The following is a 17,049-nucleotide window of genomic DNA, read 5'->3' as shown; positions in this document are numbered from 1 at the left end:
CCGCTATTGCAAGCATTTTCACAGTTTGACTTGGAAGAAATGGATCACGATTTTTCTAACCAGCTGATATTATTCAAGTAACGTTGGGACACTACTGATATTTTATATCAACGCAGCCCTTTACACAATTTCAATCCCATATTGACCCGATGGCCCCGAGCGCATAGAATGAGATCACACAAACATCATTGAAAAGTAAATTGTTCTCGAGGATTAAGAGGCAATCTTATCGCTTCGACTGCAATGTTCATTCTCTTCATGACATTCCTGCTTACTTATTTCACGCTTTCGAATGCTGAGAGAGCGGAGACAATCCCATCGAGTATCGAACTCATTCTGGAAGAAGCGCAACAGGTTCAGGAGACGGATATCGCTGCCTGGCGATATTATCGATTCAAGAGACGTGTGGAGCGAGAGGAACTGGATGGTTCAGGAAAAGTTCTGAAGAGGGAGGAGATGGAATTTCTGATAACTCCTGGACACGATGGGTTCGATGAGATGCTGATCCGTCTGAATGACAGATCTCCGACGTCGGAGGAGATTACCCGTCATCAACGGCTTGCAAGGTTCAACAGGCATTACAGGACACTCGTAAGCGGAAGCGAAGAAGACGAGGAGACGGGCGGCTATTCTCTGAGAGATCTGATGCACCGTTCCTCCTATCAGTATGATGGTCAGGAAACAGTGGATGACCTGCTCTGTCACAGGATCAATTTCCATCCCGATGAAACGAGAAAGGGATGGTCTCTGAGAGGCAGATTCATTCAAGCTATGGCTGGAACTCTCTGGATTACTGTGGACGGATATCATCTCTATCGGGCCAGAGTCAGGATGGTCAGACCTATACCGATTCTCTTCTCGCTGGCAGAGATCTATGATCTTCAGATCCATTTTTCGAGCATGCCTGTATCGGAAGGGGTCTATCTCCCGCAGCGGATCGAAGTCATGACCTCAGGACGTGTCCTGATGATTCCGTTCAGAAGGCGCAACATCTTTAGCTATGGAAACTATATGCTCATAATTAAATGAGGGTTTCGTGCCCAGGCCTGGAGATTGCCCGCAGTGCAAGAGCGTCAATATCAATCTCTTGAATCATTTGCCAGAGTTCATATTCATAGTATAATATTAAAACTTGCATCAGTTCAGTTGAGGGAGAGTCATGAAGGAATGGAAGAGAGGGCTTCAGAGGATCTTATCATTTCCTGTTGCCTTTCTTTATCTCTGGTTGTGGCTTTCCTTTCCGATTCATTCATGGGAGCTGAAAAGCTCTTCCCGATTTTTTGGAAACTCCTCTCAAGAAGACCTGTGTGCTATTGTTTTCGCGCAGAGCAGAGCTCATGAAAATAATCAGCAGAGACATCTCCTGCAGAATCGCCCTGCTCCCATTCACGATGAGAGAACCTGTTCCATCTGTTCCCTGACTAAGAATCTAATCCTTACTAATTCGGCGAACCCTCCCGTATCTTTCCAGTTGCCCGAATGGTTTCAAACCGATCAGGAGCAACAATTCAAATTCTATGTTAAGGATATTTCATCTATCCGAGCCCCGCCCATCGATGATATCCAGAGCTAAACATATCCATTAGCGCCACGAAAGGATTTCTTCATTTCTCGTAAAATGAAAGAATAGCTTTGCGTGAGCGTGAAGATCACCCTCCATAATAATTGTGATCAAGATGATTCAGAAAAGGGGGATTAAAGATGAAACAGATGATCCTTGTTATTTATGCCATTTCTATTATGTTCTTCGCGATGCCCTGCTGGGCTATAGATGAGGAGTCGCAGAGGCCTATCTCACCAACTGGCAGGTATTTTCAAGTCTGGAATCCTGACATCAGCGTTATCGGCGACTTCCTGGGACATTATTCCAACAAAGAGAGGGGATTTGATGAGGAATTTCTCCTCCGAGAGATTGAATTGGGGTTTACAGCTTATGTGGATCCCTATGCCAGAGCGGATATCTTTCTTGGAATTCATAAGGAGATTCCAGAGGATGTTCATATCCATGACCATGAAGCCGATGGAGAAGGGGAGCAACACAGCCATTACCAATTGCACGTTGAGGAAGCTTATTTCACCTTCCTCACGCTCCCCTTTAATCTTCAGGCAAAAGCCGGTAAATTTCGAATCGCCTTCGGGAATGTCAACACACAGCATCTCCACAATGTCGTCTGGGTGGAATATCCCCTCGCTTTAAGAAACTATTTTGGAGAGGAGGGATTCGCTGGGGAAGGTCTATCTGTGAGCTGGATGATTCCCAATCCATGGGTTCATTACATGGAGCTCAATTATGAAGTTTTTAACAATGATCAGGAAGTTCTATTTGCCGGTCGTCATGCCGACGATTTTGTTCATCTTTTGCATTTAAAAAACTACTGGGATATTTCGGAAAACGCTTCCATCGAGGTTGGCTTGAGTGGCATGACGGCACCAAACGGCGGGGAGGGAAAACAGAGAACCACCCTCGAGGGGTTGGATGTCACCTTCAAATGGCGTCCCCTCAGAGAAGGGCTCTACAAGTCCTTTCTCTGGCAGACTGAGGTTCTCTTCTGTCAGAAAGGGCTTCCGGACTCGGAGCGTGCGGATTCCTGGGGCGCCTTCATGGCCTGGACCTATCAGTTTGCCAGAAGATGGTCTGCGGGAGTGAGGATGGATTCTTCTGCCTTCGCGAATCACTCCGATTTAAGGGAGAAGGAATATTCAGGCTATATCACCTTCGCTCAGAGCGAGTACTGCTTCTGGCGTGCTGGATATGCGGTGCTAAGCTCAGACATTAAGGAAAAGGATGGAGAACATCAATTCTTCTTACAACTAAATATCGGAATCGGCCCGCACAGGGCGCACGAATATTAATGGGAGGTAACTGAGATGAAAGTTAGAAATAATCTTGCATGTCTTCTCATTGGAATAACATCAATCATTGCTATTCTCTTGCCATGTTGCCCTTCTCATCCGCTTGAAGCTGCTCCATCAGAAGATTCTCAACCTCATAACCTGAAACATCACGAGCATAGGAATCCCGGAAAAATGAACATTGTGACAACAACTCCTGACCTGGATAGCATTGCAGAAGCCATTGCCGGAGAAATGGGAAATGTGAAGAGTATTGCTACGGGCTATCAGGATCCCCACTTTGTTGAAGCCAAGCCAAGCTACATGATGATGGCGAAGAAAGCGGATCTCTGGATTCGTATTGGTCTGGAACTGGAAATCGGCTATGAGCAACTCATCATAGATGGTTCAAGAAACAGGAACATTCGCTTTGGAACTCCCGGGCATCTCGATGTCTCGGAAGGAGTTCTTCTGCTGGAAGTTCCAACGACTCAGAAGGTTGATCGTTCAATGGGGGATATTCATCCCTATGGCAATCCACACATCTGGCTCGATCCCTACAATGTCAGAATCATGGCAAAGAATGTCCACAGGCGCCTGATGATGCTGTCACCGGAAAATTCGGAGTATTTCGATAAAAATCTATCCGAGTTTTTAAGAAAGCTTGATGAGGCCACTTTTGGTCCTGAAATTGTGGCCATCTTAGGCGGGGAGAGGGCCTGGCTCATGCATCTTTCCGGAGAGCTGGACTTTTTTATTGAAGAGCATAATAGAAAAATAGAGATGGAAGGGAACACTCCAGCGGAGGCTGGAAAGATTCGTCTGGGAGGATGGATGGGAAAGATGAATCCTTACCGGGGATGGAAGATTGTCACCTATCATCGAAGCTGGTCGTACTTAGCAAACAGATTCGGCATCATTGTGGCCGATGAGCTTGAGCCAAAACCAGGAATCCCTCCCAGCCCGGGTCATGTGCTGGAAGTTATCAATAAGATGAAGGCGGAAGGGATCAAGATCATACTGATGGAGCCATATTACAGTCTCAGAGCACCGGATCTTGTATCGGAAAAAACAGAAGCAAAAGTCGTCATGGTTGCCAACTCCGTGGGTGGAGAGGAAAAGGCGCAGGATTACCTCTCACTCATGGACAACATTATTGAGAAACTTGTTCATGCATTTGAAAGTCAGCCATAGACGGAGGCCTTAAGGAGGGATTTATGTCCGAGATAATCGGGTTGCTTGCCGCCCCATTTGCCATCTGTTTGATTCTCGCAGGAATCCATTGCTATCTTGGGCTCCATGTGGTCAGCCGCGGGGTCATTTTTGTTGATCTTTCGCTGGCTCAGGTAGCCGCCCTCGGAGCCACCACGGCTCTCCTTGGAGGATATGATCTCCAGAGCCAGGAAGCCTATCTGACTTCCCTTTTCTTCACATTCATCGGAGCGGCGATTTTTGCCCTGAGCCGCATGAGGGAAGAACGGATTCCCCAGGAAGCGATTATCGGTGTCGTCTATGCCGTCGGTTCTTCGGCGGCAATATTGATCCTCGATCGAGCACCGCATGGCCATGAGGCCATCAAATCAATGCTCGTTGGAAGCGTTCTCTATGTCACGTGGAATGATGTCTGGGTGACCCTCACCATCTACCTTGCAATCGGAATCATCCACTATCTATTACGCCGCAAATTCATGCTGATCTCCATGAATCTCCAGGAAGCGCGCCGCCTCGGGCTGTTTATCCGCTTCTGGGACTTCCTCTTTTACGTTACGTTCGGGATTGTAGTCACCAGCTCGGTCAAGATAGCCGGTGTCCTTCTCGTCTTCAGCTACCTCGTTATACCCTCTGTCTGTGCAATGCTTTTCACTAACAGCATCGGAAAGAGGCTCGCCATAGGATGGACAATCGGCTTTCTGGTAAGCATCCTGGGTCTTTACTTCTCAGCGCTCTTCGATCTTCCCACGGGTTCGACCGTAGTGACAACTTTTGGCGCGGTTCTCATACTATCCGGGCTGGCTCGTCTGGCGATACTGCGGGCGGGGTGGCTCAAGGCTTAAGGATCCTGGATCGATTCGAGGACTTTCTTCCTCTTTCAATGGAGCATGTGGAATCGATCCCGCCGCGCGTGTTGTAAATGGTAGCCACTTTCATGTATTTCGGTCTCAGAAGTAGATAGAGGTCCTTAAAGATCCTGTTGGTAGCTTCCTCCTGATAGATTCCCACGTTGCGGAAGGAAACAAGATAGTATTTCAATGATTTCAACTCCACGATCTTGCTGCCGGGGATATATTCCACGAAGATCGTTCCGATATCTGGAAGCCCTGAAAAGGGGCAGACTGCTGAAAATTCGGAAGTCTTGTACTGGATCGACTGTTCCATTCCTCTGTAAGGAATGACGGTGAGAAAATCTGTTCTGATGCTATCCGGTTTCTCAAAGCGGAAGATCCTTCCTTCCGCAATCGGTTCTCTCTTTCTCAGTCGCAGTTTCTTCTGGTCATTCATATTCACCTCGCGATATCATTTATTTTAATTTCCAGGGTTCTTCATTGGATTCCTCATTCTTTTTCTCTATGCATGAGATGAGAGAACGACCTTCGGCTGGACTACCGCAAGTCTGGAGGTCTTATCAGAGATAGACGAAGATAATCCAATGCCCAGAAATCTTCCTTCTTTGGAATGTACCTGGACCTCTTTTCCATCCAATGTGCCGATTGTCCTGATGCAGCGGGACTCCGGAACAGGGTTTCCGCGCTTGAAAATAGTGGCGCCATCCTCGTCAAGAAATATGGAAGGAAGCCTGAGTGAAATCTTTGAGAGGGGGATGACGATTCTCCGGAGATCTGCATTCGTGGATTTCTTGAATATGGACAGGTCATGAGCATCGCTCAGATGGAAGCCGCCACAGACGATCCTCTTGAGCTCGCTCAGATGAGCTCCACATCCCAGAATCCTGCCGAGATCGTGGGCAAGAGACCGTATGTACGTTCCGGCGGAGACACTGGCTTCAAAATAGATGCAGTTCTTCTTGAGCGACGTCACTTTAAAAGAGTGAACAGAGACATCCACAGGCTTTAGCTCCGGAGCCTGTCCTTTCCTGGCCAGATTGTACGATCTTTCTCCCGATACCTTCTTTGCCGAGTAGGGTGGGGGAGTCTGTTTGATCCTGCCAGTCAGAGTGCGGGCAATCTTCTGAATGGATGCTTTAGATAAACTTTTGATGCTCGAAGATGAAACTACCTTCCCATCCGCGTCATAGGTGTCGGTAGCGACTCCCAGGGTGATCCGTCCCCTATAAACCTTATCTTCACGGGCGATGAAGCTTGCAAGCCGCGTAGCTCTGCCCAGGCACAGGATCAGGAGTCCCGTTGCCATCGGATCCAGCGTTCCTGTATGCCCGATTCGTCTCATCCCGAGACGTTTCCTGGCCTGGCCCACGACGTCATGGGAAGTTATCCCGGGTGGCTTGTCAATCAGGAGGATTCCATCCATCTCGCTCGGTGAACTCCAATAACTGAGGCGTCACTTTTTTCCCTCCTCATCTCCCATTTCTTTCAGTATCTCATCGATCCGGAACCCCGTGTCGATCGATTCGTCAATGAGAAATCTGAGCTCGGGGGAATATTTAAGCCTCAGGTTTTTGTACATCCTGTGCCGGATGAATCCCGATGCTCTCTCGAGCGCGGCCAGAATCTTTCCTCTCATTTCAGCATCCTTCTCAATGGAGGAGATGTATACGCGGGCGTGCTTCAGGTCTCTGGAGACGTCTACGCCAGTCACGGTTATGAAACCGACTCCAGGATCTTTCACCTCTTTGAGTATTATGTCGCTGATCTCCTTCCGGAAGAGATCGGCCACGCGTTCAGTTCTTTTTCCTTTCATTATCGTTCTTTCTCAGAGAGCCGCCTCCGCTATTTCAGAAGAATTCGACTTTCTCTTCGATGATGTTCCCGGGGAGCATGTTCTCTATCTCGCCATGGATCTTCTGGAAGGTCTCTTCGAGAAGCGAATCCTCGTTGGAAACAGACACAATGGCGATGGTCGAACTCTGCCAGAGGTCGTGACCATCCACTTCAGAAACTGCGACGTTGTACCGGGACCTCATTCGATCTTTAATGCTTTTGATGACTCTCCTTTTATCCTTGAGGGAATGGCAAGCAGGGAGGAAGATCTTGAATGTATATAACCCGATTCTCATACAGGGTGAGATGACTAAATGCTTTTTTCGATGACCTTTTCCATCCTGAAGGCTTCGATCTGGTCGCCGATCTTGATGTCGTTGAACTTTTCGATCCCGATTCCGCACTCGAGCCCGGACTTGACTTCCGATGCGTCATCCTTGAAGCGCTTTAGAGATGTGATCTTACCTTCGTAGATGACGATGTTGTCCCTCAGAAGCCTCACATCGGCGCTACGGAGGATCTTTCCATCAATGACGGCGCACCCGGCAATGGTCCCGACTTTGGAGATCCTGAAGGTTTCCTTGACTTCCGCTCTTCCCAGATAGACTTCCCTGAAGGTCGGTTCGAGAAGCCCGGCCATGGCATTTTTGATCTCATTTGTAATGTTGTAGATGACCGTGTGCAGCCTGATGTCCACTTTTTCTTTTTCGGCGAGATCAGCGGCGCTCCTTTCCGGACGGACACTGAATCCGATGATAATGGCATTAGAGGCGGATGCCAGCAGGACGTCGGTTTCGGTAATGGCGCCGGGAGCGCTGTGGATGGTCCTTATCTTGATCTTTTCCGTGCTAAGATCAGCGATGGTCTTTGCCAGGACTTCGATGGAGCCCTGCGTGTCAGCCTTGAGGATGAGGGGAAGTTCCTTAACGGTTCCCTCCGCGATCTTCTGGTGGAGATCTTCCAGCGTCAGGCGGGAACTCTTCGCCAGTCTTTCCTCTCTGAGCTTGGACTGCCTGTAGGAGCCGATCTGTCTTGCCCTCCATTCCTCGGCGATGACCTGGAACTTGTCGCCTGCTTTCGGCGGCCCTTCCAGGCCGAGCACTTCAACAGGAGTGGAGGGTCCGGCTTTTCTCACCCTGTTGCCGCGGTCATCGAACATGGCTCTGACCTTTCCGTTTATTACACCCACAATAAAAGGATCGCCATCTTTCAGCGTTCCGTTCTGCACGAGGACAGTCGCCACCGGTCCTTTTGTCTTGTCAAGCCTTGCTTCGAGAACGGTTCCTGCTGCTATCCGATTCGGATCTGCCTTGAGCTCCGCCATGTCGGCGACTAGAAGGATCATTTCCAGGAGAAGATCCAGATTTTTCCTCTGCTTGGCGGAGACTTCCACACAGACGATCTTTCCACCCCACTCCTCGATCAGGATGTCATGCTCTGCAAGCTGTTTCTTAACCCGGTCCGGGTTAGCCTCCGGCTTGTCTATCTTGTTGATAGCAACGACTATGGGCACGTCGGCAGCGCGAGCGTGGTTGATTGCTTCGAGAGTCTGGGGCTTAACACCATCATCAGCGGCTACGACGAGGACGACGATGTCCGTGACTCTTGCCCCCCTTGCTCTCATCATGGTAAAGGCTTCATGACCGGGGGTATCCAGGAAGACGATCTTCCTTCCCTTGATGTCAACGTGGTAAGCACCCAGTTTCTGCGTAATGCCGCCGTGCTCTGTGGCGATGATGTTCGATTCTCTAATGGCATCGAGCAGTGATGTCTTTCCGTGGTCGACGTGCCCCATGATGGTCACGACGGGATCGCGCGGAACGAGATTCTCACCCTTGATCTCTTCAAGATCCTGCTGTACAGCCTCCTCTTCGAAAGAGATGATAGTCGGGTTGAAGTGGAACTCCGATGACACCCACTTTGCCATCTCGTTATCGAGGGGCTGATTGATCGTGACGAAGAGCCCCTTCCCCATTATCTTCTTTATGATATCTTTCGATTTTATTCCTGTTTTTTCGGCCAGCTCTTTGACTGTCACCCCTTCCGTTAGCATTATGTCCCTGACTACTGGAGGGGCTTCCTCGATGGGCGGCTTCACGATTTTTAATGGTGGCGGAGCAACGGAAATCTTTTCTTTCGGTTTGATGGGCTTTGGCCTGGAAGGGGTTGGCAGTCTGAGTGCCTCGAGACTCGCACTCCGTACTTCTCTTTCCTTTTCTTTAGCTTCTCTAACTTCCTTTGCTTCGCCCCTGATGATGGCGACGGGTTTCAATCTTCTTTTTATCGGCACTGCGGGCGTGGCAGGAGGCATCGGCTTCACTTCTACCGGTTTTACTTTTGCCTTCTGGGCCTTGTAGATTTTTGCTCCTATCGCTTTGGGTTTTTCAGCGACCTTCTTTTCTGGCTTGATCGCCCTCTTGATCTCGACGACTTTGGCTTCCGGCTTAACTTCGGCTGCTACTTTCCTGGACTCTGCCATCACCTCTTCTTCCGCTTCGACTGCTATGACCGGGACCTCGGCTGGAACTTCCTCTTTCTTCCTGGCCGCCTTCTTTTTCTCTAATGCGAGTCTCCTCTTCTCGGCAGCCTTAGCCTCTCTTTCTTTCTTCTTCGCCTTGGCCATCTCCTTCTTGAGGCGCTCCTTCTCTATCTTCTTGATCTCTGTGATCTGATCCTTTATCTCCCTGGCGACATCCGCATTCACAGGCTCCATGTCAGATTTCACACTTATTCCAAGATCGGCAAGGATGTCAAAGATCAACTCCTCATCGACTTTAAGTTTCTTGACTAACTGGTAGATCCGGACCTTATCCATCGTCTATGAATTATTCCTCCTCTTCAGAGGCCACGCTTTGCTCATCGGCAGCCTCTTCTTCCTCTTCCTTTGCTTTCAGTTCTCTTTCTTTGATGGCGACAGCCACCGCATCATGGATTCTTAGCGCAGTTTTTTCGCCTATACCCGGGATGGCCGTAAGTCTTGCCATGGAAGCATCTCTCAGTTCCTCAAGATTCCGGAAACCGTGCTCCAGAAGGGAGGATGTGATCTTGGAACCGATCCCCTTGATGCTCTTGATCTCCTTTGTGGCTCTGGCGATGCGATCCATTTCGACTTCGATCTCCGCCTTCTTCTCGGATTCGCTCTTAATGTCGAGCTTCCACCCAACGAGGGCAGAGGCCAATCTCACGTTCTGTCCTTTCTTTCCGATAGTCAGGGAGAGCTGGTCATCGCTGACGATCACTTCCATCACCTTCTCAGACGGATTTTTCATCGTGACTTTATTGATGCTGGCCGGGCTCAGGGCATTGGTCACGAGAACGACCGGATCGTCGTTCCAATGGATGATGTCAATCTTCTCCCCGCGAAGCTCCCTGATGATGGACTGGACCCTCGTTCCCTTCATCCCGACGCATGCACCTATGGGATCGATGTCCTTATCCTTGGATTTGACGGCGATCTTAGTCCGTTCACCCGGCTCTCTTGAAACACTCTTGATCTGGACCGTTCCGTCATATATCTCCGGAACTTCCATCTCGAATAGTTTTCTGATGAGCAACTCATCCGTTCTCGAGACGATGACCTGAGCACTGGTCTTTCCCATTCTGTCGACGTCGATGATGACCGCTCTGATCCTGTCTCCCTGATTGTAATGTTCCGCCTTTGACTGGTGGCTCTTGGGGAGGAGCGCCTCCGTCTTTCCTATATCGATGATGATGTCGCCATGCTCGAACCTCTTAACGGTCCCGTTGATGATCTCGCCGATCCGTTTGCTGTATTCCTGATAGATGTTCTCCCGCTCAGCTTCCTTCACTTTCTGAAAGATGACCTGTTTGGCTGCCTGAGCGGCGATCCGTCCAAAGCTGGAAATTGACTTCGGGAATTCGAGCATGGAGCCTATTTCTGCATCAGGACTGATCTTCTTCGCTTCTTCGAGAGTGATCTCTGCCAGCGGATTTTCGACCTTCTCCACCACTGTCTTCACTGCAAAGACTTCCAGGATCCCTGACTCCCGATCGAACCTGGAACTCATCGGCTCCTCGGATCTAAAGAATTTTTTAGCTGCTGCAACGATTGCGTCTTCAACCGCGCTGATGATGACATTTACCTCAATCCCCTTGTCACGGCTGAGATGTTCGATTGCCTGTAGAATTTCGTTAGCCATTTTTCATCGTTCCTTCTTACTCGTAGATGATGTTAACATAATTAAAAATTTTTAAAAGAGCATTGCGTTCAGATTTCTATTTCCAATCGGGCACTTGCGATTGAGGAGAGGGGAATCTGCACATCCCTGGTTTCCCCCTTTCTAACATCCACTTCGAGTGTGACGATTCCATCGGAAAAGCCTTTCAGTCGTCCCTTGAAATTGCGCTGCCCGTCAATCGCATCGTGCGTCCTGATCCTCGCGGCCTTTCCGGCATATCTAGCATAGTCTTTCTCGGAAAAGAGAGGACGATCGAGACCCGGAGATGAAACCTCGAGAGTGTAGCTGAATGGGATGAAGTTCTCCACGTCGAGTTCCGTGCTCAACTGGTGGCTGACCCTCTCGCAATCGTTGATGTTGACCCCTTCCTCCTTGTCGATGAAGACCTTCAGGATACCCCGGTGCCCTTCCTGTTTTAGTTCCAGATGGAAGAGCTCGAGCCCCTCGGCCTCGACGACTTTCCTGGCGAGTTCCCTCGCCTTCTTTCTGATCTCTTCTAAAAACTTATCTATCATAACCTGCCTGGATAGATGAACTCTTTTGCAGCCGCTTTCCTCTGCTTTCGCTTTCAGCTTTCGCTTTTTGTGCTGTAAAATGAAAAAGTGGGCATTGTCAAGCCCACTTCAAGCGGTTCAACGCCCTTCTTTATAGCACAAAGCGATTGGTTTATCAATACAATTCAACAGAATATGCGTATGGCGGCTCTATTTTGAAGAGGAGTTGTTGTGTCTGATCAGACTGGAGTAAAGACTTTTGAGGTTTTCGTCGGAGGGGTTGATGCTGAGCCCTTCATGGGCTGCTGCGATAGCCTGATCGTTCTTTTCAAGGCGAGCATAGGCTAAGGCTATACCATAGTGGGCGCTGGAGCCGGTAGCACCATACTTCTTCGCATTCTGGAAAGCCTCAAGCGCTTCGGTCGTTTCACCGCTCTGCAGATAAGTGCTTCCAAGATTGATCCAGAGGGAAGGGTTACGGGAACCGAGGGAGGCTGCTCTCTCAAGGGAAAGCTTTGCATCATTCCAGTCGCCGATTGCCATGCATGCCGTTCCGAGGTTGAACAGGAATTTCTCGCTATCGGGGTAGATCTCGAGCGCCTTCCGGAACTCTTTGATAGCTTCATCGATGTTTCCTTTCCTCTTGTTCAGAACGCCGAGAATGTTGTGATACTCATCGATGCGATCGATCTTCCCGAGAGCCTTTCTGATGATCGGCTCGATCTCGTCTCCTCTTCCCTGTGATTCCAGAAGATAGAAGAGCTTAAGGGCAGTGCTAACAAGAGCGGGGTCTTCTTCGAGGGATAGTTGATAGTAGCGTTCCGCATCGCTTTTATTTTTCTGGAATTCGGCAAGCCTTCCCAGACATGCATTCCTGACGGCTCCCTTCTTTATTCTTGATTTCCATTTTTCATAAGCTGAGTATGCGCTCTGAATATCTCCCCTCGTGAGGTAAAGCTCCACTATCCAGAGGATGTCGTCATCACCGAGGTCCGGGTAATGGTTGAGCGCCTCTTCGAGCATTTTGATGGCATCTTCGATTCTGCTCTGCTGGGCATAGATCTCGGCGAGCATCTCGTAGGTCTTTGGAAGCCTCTTCTTCTTCTGAGCGAGGAGGAGCTGCTCTTCCGCCTTTTTGAGATCTCCCTGCTTCAGATGGAAAGTGGCAAGATTTCGATGATATGTGGCATTAGTCTCGAGAGCCGCCTTAGATTCACCGCTATCGGCTGCTCTATCAGATAGGTCCCGGGCTTTTCTATCCGAATCGTTTGTTGCAGAGGGACGTTTGGAAGGTTTAGTATCTTCGGCGCCGATGTAGCCGAGGGCTCTCAGGTTTGCAAGCATCTCTTCCTGCGCTTCAAGCGGTATCTGCGGTTGTTCCATCCCGGGCCGCTCGCCAAAGGCTTCATAGGAAGCTATCCATCGTGTCGGAAATTTCTGGAAGAACTCCGGCGTGAATGCTTTTTCGATGATCCTGCCTCTTATGTCCTCCGGTTGAGGAAAGCCCATGATGGCAAGAACGGTCGGGAAGATTTCGAGGAGCGACACCCTGCCGATATCGCCTCTTGCGACGTAAGGTCCGCTAAGAATGAATATTCCATATTCATTGTGCCATTCTACAGGCTGGTTCGTCGTGTAAGGAAGGATATCCTCTGGTCTGTCTGAACCGTAACGGAACCCGTGGTCGGAGATGACCATTACTACTGTATCCCTGTCAATCTTCCTGAGAAGCTCTCCTATGAGCTTGTCCTGATAGATGTAGAATTCCGTGACGGCGCGGCTGTATTTTCTGAAATCCTCATCGGAACAGATCTTCATCTGCGGCGGCAGGCAATGCTGGAATCTGTGTCCAACCATGTCGATGGCTTCATAGTAAACGGAAACGAGGTCGAAATCGCCTCTGTCGAGGATATCCAGGGCAACCCGATGATAGTTCTTCGTGGCTGCGAGGGCTTTGATCATGAAGGCGACCGGGTGCTGGACAGGGAGTGTTCCCCCGTCCTCATCCTTCTGAGGGGGTTTGCGTGCCTCACTTTGTCCCTCCCTGAACTCCTCCTGCGTGATATCGATGAATCTTCTCACTTCGTGGTAGGTTATATCTTCAAGATTGTGAAGCTCTCCTTTTATCTCATCGTAATATTCGGGCGGATCGGTGATCCCGTAAGGTTTCTCCTTAGTCTCTCCGGCAGACTGAAAGAAGGAGTGGGTCAGAAGCTCGGTGACCATGATCCCGTTGATGTCTTCGGCGGGGAAGGTGGCCCACCAGGCGATGAAGGCCGACCTCCTGTTAAAGTCGGAGAGGATGTTCCAGAGAGCTCTTGCTTTCCTGAAGTTGCTCGTTATGGGAATCTTCCTCTGGCTCGAGGGGTCATAGGCAAGAAAATCGGCGATGCCATGGACGTCCGGCGTCTGGCCGGTGGCTATGGTCGTCCAGAGGAGAGGAGACATCATGGGGTCGATGGAGCGCATGGTCGCCCTGACACCATTTTTAACGAGCCTCTGAAGGTTCGGGAGCTTCCCACTCTTCATGAGCGGGTCGATGATCTGCCAGTCAGCCGCATCAAGACCGATGATGAGTAGTTTAACATCGGTGGGATTGATCTTGCTTTCGACCTCATCCCTCATCCTGGCTGAGAATGCGGGATCGGTGAATGTCACGCTCCAGTTCAGATCCGAGATGGTAATCCCATGCTTTGAGAATATCTCCATGATTTTTTGAGTAATGACTTCTGAAATCCTGGCCCTGGGGGAGATATCTGCGGCAGGGAATAGTGGAAAGATCTCCCTCGATCCTTCCGCCAGCAGGTTCGTGAGAAAACCTGCCCGTCCATTCTTGACGATAACCTTTCTTGATGGAGCTGGGATGTTCGAAGGGTCGATCAGATAATTCATCCTGACTTTCAGGACACCCTTCAGTCTTTCCCGTGAGCTTATCTCGATACCGTCGAGCTCCAGACTTGATGATGCTGGGATGATCAGGATTCTCGCATAGGGGAGCTTGCAATGAATTCCCTCTCCATAGATGCTCCCCGAGGTTATTCCGATATGATCGGCGGGAATCCTGACAAAAGAGAGGTATGAAGAAATCAGGATAAGTGCACATATGATGATGATCAGGGTGATAATGATCTTTTTCATACTTGCCTATTATTAAATCATTTAATTTTTCATTTAACAATAGCCAGAAAAATGATCAAGATTTGTCCGGGTATATGTGGCATGTTATAATCGAAAAAAATGAAAATGCATGCCCGCAAAGGACGAGATGCTCCTGTTACTATATTGCTGATTACTCTTTTTCTACTTTTATTCTTTGCCTTTTCAGCGGCGAGTGATCAAAAGAAAACTTCCGAATCTCAGAAGGACAGGCCGATTAAGACAGACCTGACGGAGAAAGTGGATGTCAGTCTTGTCCTCCTCGAGGCGATAGTTCATGACAAGAAGCGAAACCATGTCCGCGGCTTGAAAAAAGAAGATTTCCAGGTTTTTGAAGAAGGAAAGGAACAGAAGATCGCTGTTTTTGAAGAGGTGGACCTGACGAGGAAAGAGGCCTTTGAAGAAGCCGTGGAGAGCAAAGCTCCCGGTGCTTTGAAAGAAGACGTGCAGCGGGATTCCGCTGAAATAAGCTCTCCACTGGAGCACAAGGGGCGCGTCTTCCTATTCCTATTCGATGTTTACAACAGCCCTTCCGCCCTCTTTGTGAGCCAGGCGAAGAAGGCGGTCAGGGATTTCATGGAAACCAGGTTCAATCCCGGCGATATTGCAGCGATCTATGAACTGACTCCAGAGCTGATGATGACCTGCGAGTTCACATCTGACTGGAGGGAAGTGATTGATTCGCTGGAAAAGGTGCGCTTCTTCCCGGGGAAAAATATTGGAGAGCAACTGCTCGAAGAGGCAGCAAACTTCAGGATCCCCTCGAAGGAGGATTCCCAGTGGAGGATCGCTCAGGCTGCTGCTTTGAAAAATCAGATCTTTCGCCAGGAGAGGCAGAATTTCTATCAAAATCTCGGCAGCCTCTCCTTCACTCTGGCCGAGTTCCCGGGAAAGAGGATGATCGTTTTATTCTCAGGTGGCTTTCCGATGACGGTTCCTGGTGATATTAACGACGATTTTGGAGGCTTCACCCCTGCTTTCCGCGATCTCATTGCCAATATGGCTAAGAACAATGTCTCCATATACACATTTGACGTTGGAGAGACGCTGAGCTTTGCCGATGCCACGCAGAGCGTGGATTACAGGATTGCCCTCGGCAAGCTTGGGCTTGGCGAAAATTTCTTAGAGGAGATCGGGCTCGGAGGCTCCTTCTTCAGAGATTCCACGCAGGTGCGGAAGCAGATCCTTGCCGTCTTCGGAAATGAGACGGGGGGAGCCTTCATGATCAACCCCGATTACAAGGAGGGACTCGCCAGCCTCGATGACGATACGAATCATTACTATCTGATTGGATATTATCCAGCGGAAAAGGTTGAGAAGGAGAGGTACAGAAGGATAAAGATCAAAGTCTCAATGGAAAACACGACAATCATTTCGAGAAGGGGAAGATTCGCGACGAAAGGGGAGCATGATAATAAGAAGAAGATTGCTCCCGAATCCACTCTGCAGGATGTCAGGAAGCTCCAGATGGATATAAAAAGATCGGAAGATACAGTCATCCCCTGTGCGATTTCGACGATATTCTCTCCTGCAGAAGAGGGGAAGACCAGAGTCACTTTTGCCATCCAGATCCTTGACCGGATCGAACCATTCATCAACGAACAGGGAAACGGAATCGTGGACATGACCCTTAGGATATTAGCCAGCTCGGGGGAAGTGACGATAGGCTCTATCGAGAAGGATATCAAGGCGATTCTCAAGCCTGAAGGAGCTTCATCTCTATCCGGAGGTTTTCGCATCTTGGAATATATGGATCTCGTTCCAGCCATCTATGATTTTCAGGTTTTTCTGAGGTTGAACGGGATGGGGAAGTACATGCTCTGGTCCAAGGCGCTTGAAGTTCATAGTTTTAAGAGTGGGGATCTCGATCTGGGCTCCTTTTCTTTCGCCTTGGCGCAGTCGTCCCCTCTCCTCTTTGATTCCTACGCGGATGAAGTGGCAGCCGTGAAGAGACCGGAAGAAGCGAGAGAAACAAAGGAGGCAACCGAAACAGAAAAGATGAAAGAAGAGGCTGGCGAGACGAGAATAACACAAGAAGCCAAAGAGACAAGAAGAGTATCTGAAGCGGGTCAAAAGGCTGTCAGCCACCCCTTCGAATTGAGGAATGGGTTCAGGATTGTCCCTGTAGCGATCCGAAACTTCCGGAAGGGAGAAAGCATCTATCTCTTCTACAAGATCATGAATGCCCAGCGCCTGGAAGGGAACGGAAAACCCGATCTTGATCTGGATTTTAAACTTCTTGAGCAGGAGGGGAGCCAGCCGCCAGCAGGGCTGAAGCCATATGCGGATATTCAGGCGACACTTCTCTATTTCGGACCAGAGAAGGAAGGGACGAACTTAGATGCTCTCATCGAGTTAAAGATTCCAGGACAGGAATATAACCCCGGTTTCTACCGGTTGCGGATCACCGTAAAGGACAGGAGATCCGGCAGCACTATCACCCATGAAGAAAAAATTCAGCTCCTGTAAAAA

The 17,049-nt window shown here is 49.4% G+C and carries 13 protein-coding genes; 5 read left to right on the top strand and 8 right to left on the bottom strand.

Annotated elements, in window-relative coordinates; translation table 11 throughout:
* The first annotated feature begins 258 nt into the window (after positions 1-258).
* The 4 genes from AB1756_05400 to AB1756_05385 all read left to right on the top strand — a co-directional run bounded on the left by AB1756_05400 (position 259) and on the right by AB1756_05385 (position 4,886).
* The gene (locus AB1756_05400) at positions 259-1,029 is read left to right on the top strand and encodes a hypothetical protein (GenBank protein ID MEW5806764.1); all 771 of its coding nucleotides are present in this window, start codon (positions 259-261) and stop codon (positions 1,027-1,029) included.
* 672 nt (positions 1,030-1,701) lie between these two features.
* On the top strand, positions 1,702-2,853 hold the full coding sequence (locus tag AB1756_05395) for a hypothetical protein (GenBank protein MEW5806763.1): 1,152 nt from the start codon (positions 1,702-1,704) through the stop codon (positions 2,851-2,853).
* A gap of 15 nt (positions 2,854-2,868) precedes the next feature.
* Positions 2,869-4,026: a metal ABC transporter substrate-binding protein gene (locus AB1756_05390; GenBank protein MEW5806762.1), complete on the top strand. Its 1,158-nt coding sequence runs from the start codon at positions 2,869-2,871 to the stop codon at positions 4,024-4,026.
* 23 nt (positions 4,027-4,049) lie between these two features.
* Positions 4,050-4,886: a metal ABC transporter permease gene (locus AB1756_05385; GenBank protein ID MEW5806761.1), complete on the top strand. Its 837-nt coding sequence runs from the start codon at positions 4,050-4,052 to the stop codon at positions 4,884-4,886.
* Here the strand turns inward: AB1756_05385 and queF are convergent.
* The 8 genes from queF to AB1756_05345 all read right to left on the bottom strand — a co-directional run bounded on the left by queF (position 4,876) and on the right by AB1756_05345 (position 14,559).
* Positions 4,876-5,331 (bottom strand): preQ(1) synthase, encoded by a 456-nt coding sequence (queF, locus tag AB1756_05380; protein MEW5806760.1) that lies wholly within the window; start codon positions 5,329-5,331, stop codon positions 4,876-4,878. The genes AB1756_05385 and queF overlap by 11 nt on opposite strands.
* 66 nt (positions 5,332-5,397) lie before the next feature.
* The gene (truB, locus tag AB1756_05375; GenBank protein MEW5806759.1) at positions 5,398-6,318 is read right to left on the bottom strand and encodes a tRNA pseudouridine(55) synthase TruB; all 921 of its coding nucleotides are present in this window, start codon (positions 6,316-6,318) and stop codon (positions 5,398-5,400) included.
* 30 nt (positions 6,319-6,348) lie between these two features.
* The gene (gene rbfA, locus AB1756_05370) at positions 6,349-6,708 is read right to left on the bottom strand and encodes a 30S ribosome-binding factor RbfA (protein ID MEW5806758.1); all 360 of its coding nucleotides are present in this window, start codon (positions 6,706-6,708) and stop codon (positions 6,349-6,351) included.
* Between the two features lie 34 nt (positions 6,709-6,742).
* On the bottom strand, positions 6,743-7,024 hold the full coding sequence (locus AB1756_05365; GenBank protein ID MEW5806757.1) for a DUF503 domain-containing protein: 282 nt from the start codon (positions 7,022-7,024) through the stop codon (positions 6,743-6,745).
* Between the two features lie 14 nt (positions 7,025-7,038).
* A complete protein-coding gene (gene infB, locus AB1756_05360; GenBank protein MEW5806756.1) occupies positions 7,039-9,543 on the bottom strand; it encodes a translation initiation factor IF-2 in 2,505 nt (834 codons plus the stop codon).
* A 10-nt stretch (positions 9,544-9,553) separates the two neighbouring features.
* Complete coding sequence (gene nusA, locus AB1756_05355; protein ID MEW5806755.1) at positions 9,554-10,888, bottom strand: transcription termination factor NusA; 1,335 nt, start codon at positions 10,886-10,888, stop codon at positions 9,554-9,556.
* Between the two features lie 68 nt (positions 10,889-10,956).
* The gene (gene rimP / locus AB1756_05350) at positions 10,957-11,442 is read right to left on the bottom strand and encodes a ribosome maturation factor RimP (protein ID MEW5806754.1); all 486 of its coding nucleotides are present in this window, start codon (positions 11,440-11,442) and stop codon (positions 10,957-10,959) included.
* A 189-nt stretch (positions 11,443-11,631) separates the two neighbouring features.
* Entirely contained in the window at positions 11,632-14,559 is a 2,928-nt protein-coding gene (locus AB1756_05345) for an alkaline phosphatase family protein (protein ID MEW5806753.1), read from the bottom strand.
* Between the two features lie 258 nt (positions 14,560-14,817).
* Between AB1756_05345 and AB1756_05340 the strand changes: the two genes are divergently transcribed.
* Complete coding sequence (locus AB1756_05340) at positions 14,818-17,046, top strand: VWA domain-containing protein (GenBank protein ID MEW5806752.1); 2,229 nt, start codon at positions 14,818-14,820, stop codon at positions 17,044-17,046.
* Positions 17,047-17,049: the final 3 nt, after the last annotated feature.

Source organism: Acidobacteriota bacterium (assembly GCA_040752675.1).
GTDB lineage: Bacteria > Acidobacteriota > Polarisedimenticolia > JBFMGF01 > JBFMGF01 > JBFMGF01.
The sequence above is the reverse complement of the archived record's forward strand: the minus strand, read 5'-3'. Positions and strand labels throughout refer to the sequence as shown.

Coding starts and splice junctions, on each gene's coding strand:
- AB1756_05385 (MEW5806761.1), top strand. CDS start 4,050: ATGTCCGAGATAATCGGGTTGCTTGCCGCCCCATTTGCCATCTGTTTG.
- rimP (MEW5806754.1), bottom strand. CDS start 11,442: ATGATAGATAAGTTTTTAGAAGAGATCAGAAAGAAGGCGAGGGAACTC.
- AB1756_05400 (MEW5806764.1), top strand. CDS start 259: ATGACATTCCTGCTTACTTATTTCACGCTTTCGAATGCTGAGAGAGCG.
- queF (MEW5806760.1), bottom strand. CDS start 5,331: ATGAATGACCAGAAGAAACTGCGACTGAGAAAGAGAGAACCGATTGCG.
- truB (MEW5806759.1), bottom strand. CDS start 6,318: ATGGATGGAATCCTCCTGATTGACAAGCCACCCGGGATAACTTCCCAT.
- AB1756_05345 (MEW5806753.1), bottom strand. CDS start 14,559: ATGAAAAAGATCATTATCACCCTGATCATCATCATATGTGCACTTATC.
- rbfA (MEW5806758.1), bottom strand. CDS start 6,708: ATGAAAGGAAAAAGAACTGAACGCGTGGCCGATCTCTTCCGGAAGGAG.
- infB (MEW5806756.1), bottom strand. CDS start 9,543: ATGGATAAGGTCCGGATCTACCAGTTAGTCAAGAAACTTAAAGTCGAT.
- nusA (MEW5806755.1), bottom strand. CDS start 10,888: ATGGCTAACGAAATTCTACAGGCAATCGAACATCTCAGCCGTGACAAG.
- AB1756_05395 (MEW5806763.1), top strand. CDS start 1,702: ATGAAACAGATGATCCTTGTTATTTATGCCATTTCTATTATGTTCTTC.
- AB1756_05365 (MEW5806757.1), bottom strand. CDS start 7,024: ATGAGAATCGGGTTATATACATTCAAGATCTTCCTCCCTGCTTGCCAT.
- AB1756_05390 (MEW5806762.1), top strand. CDS start 2,869: ATGAAAGTTAGAAATAATCTTGCATGTCTTCTCATTGGAATAACATCA.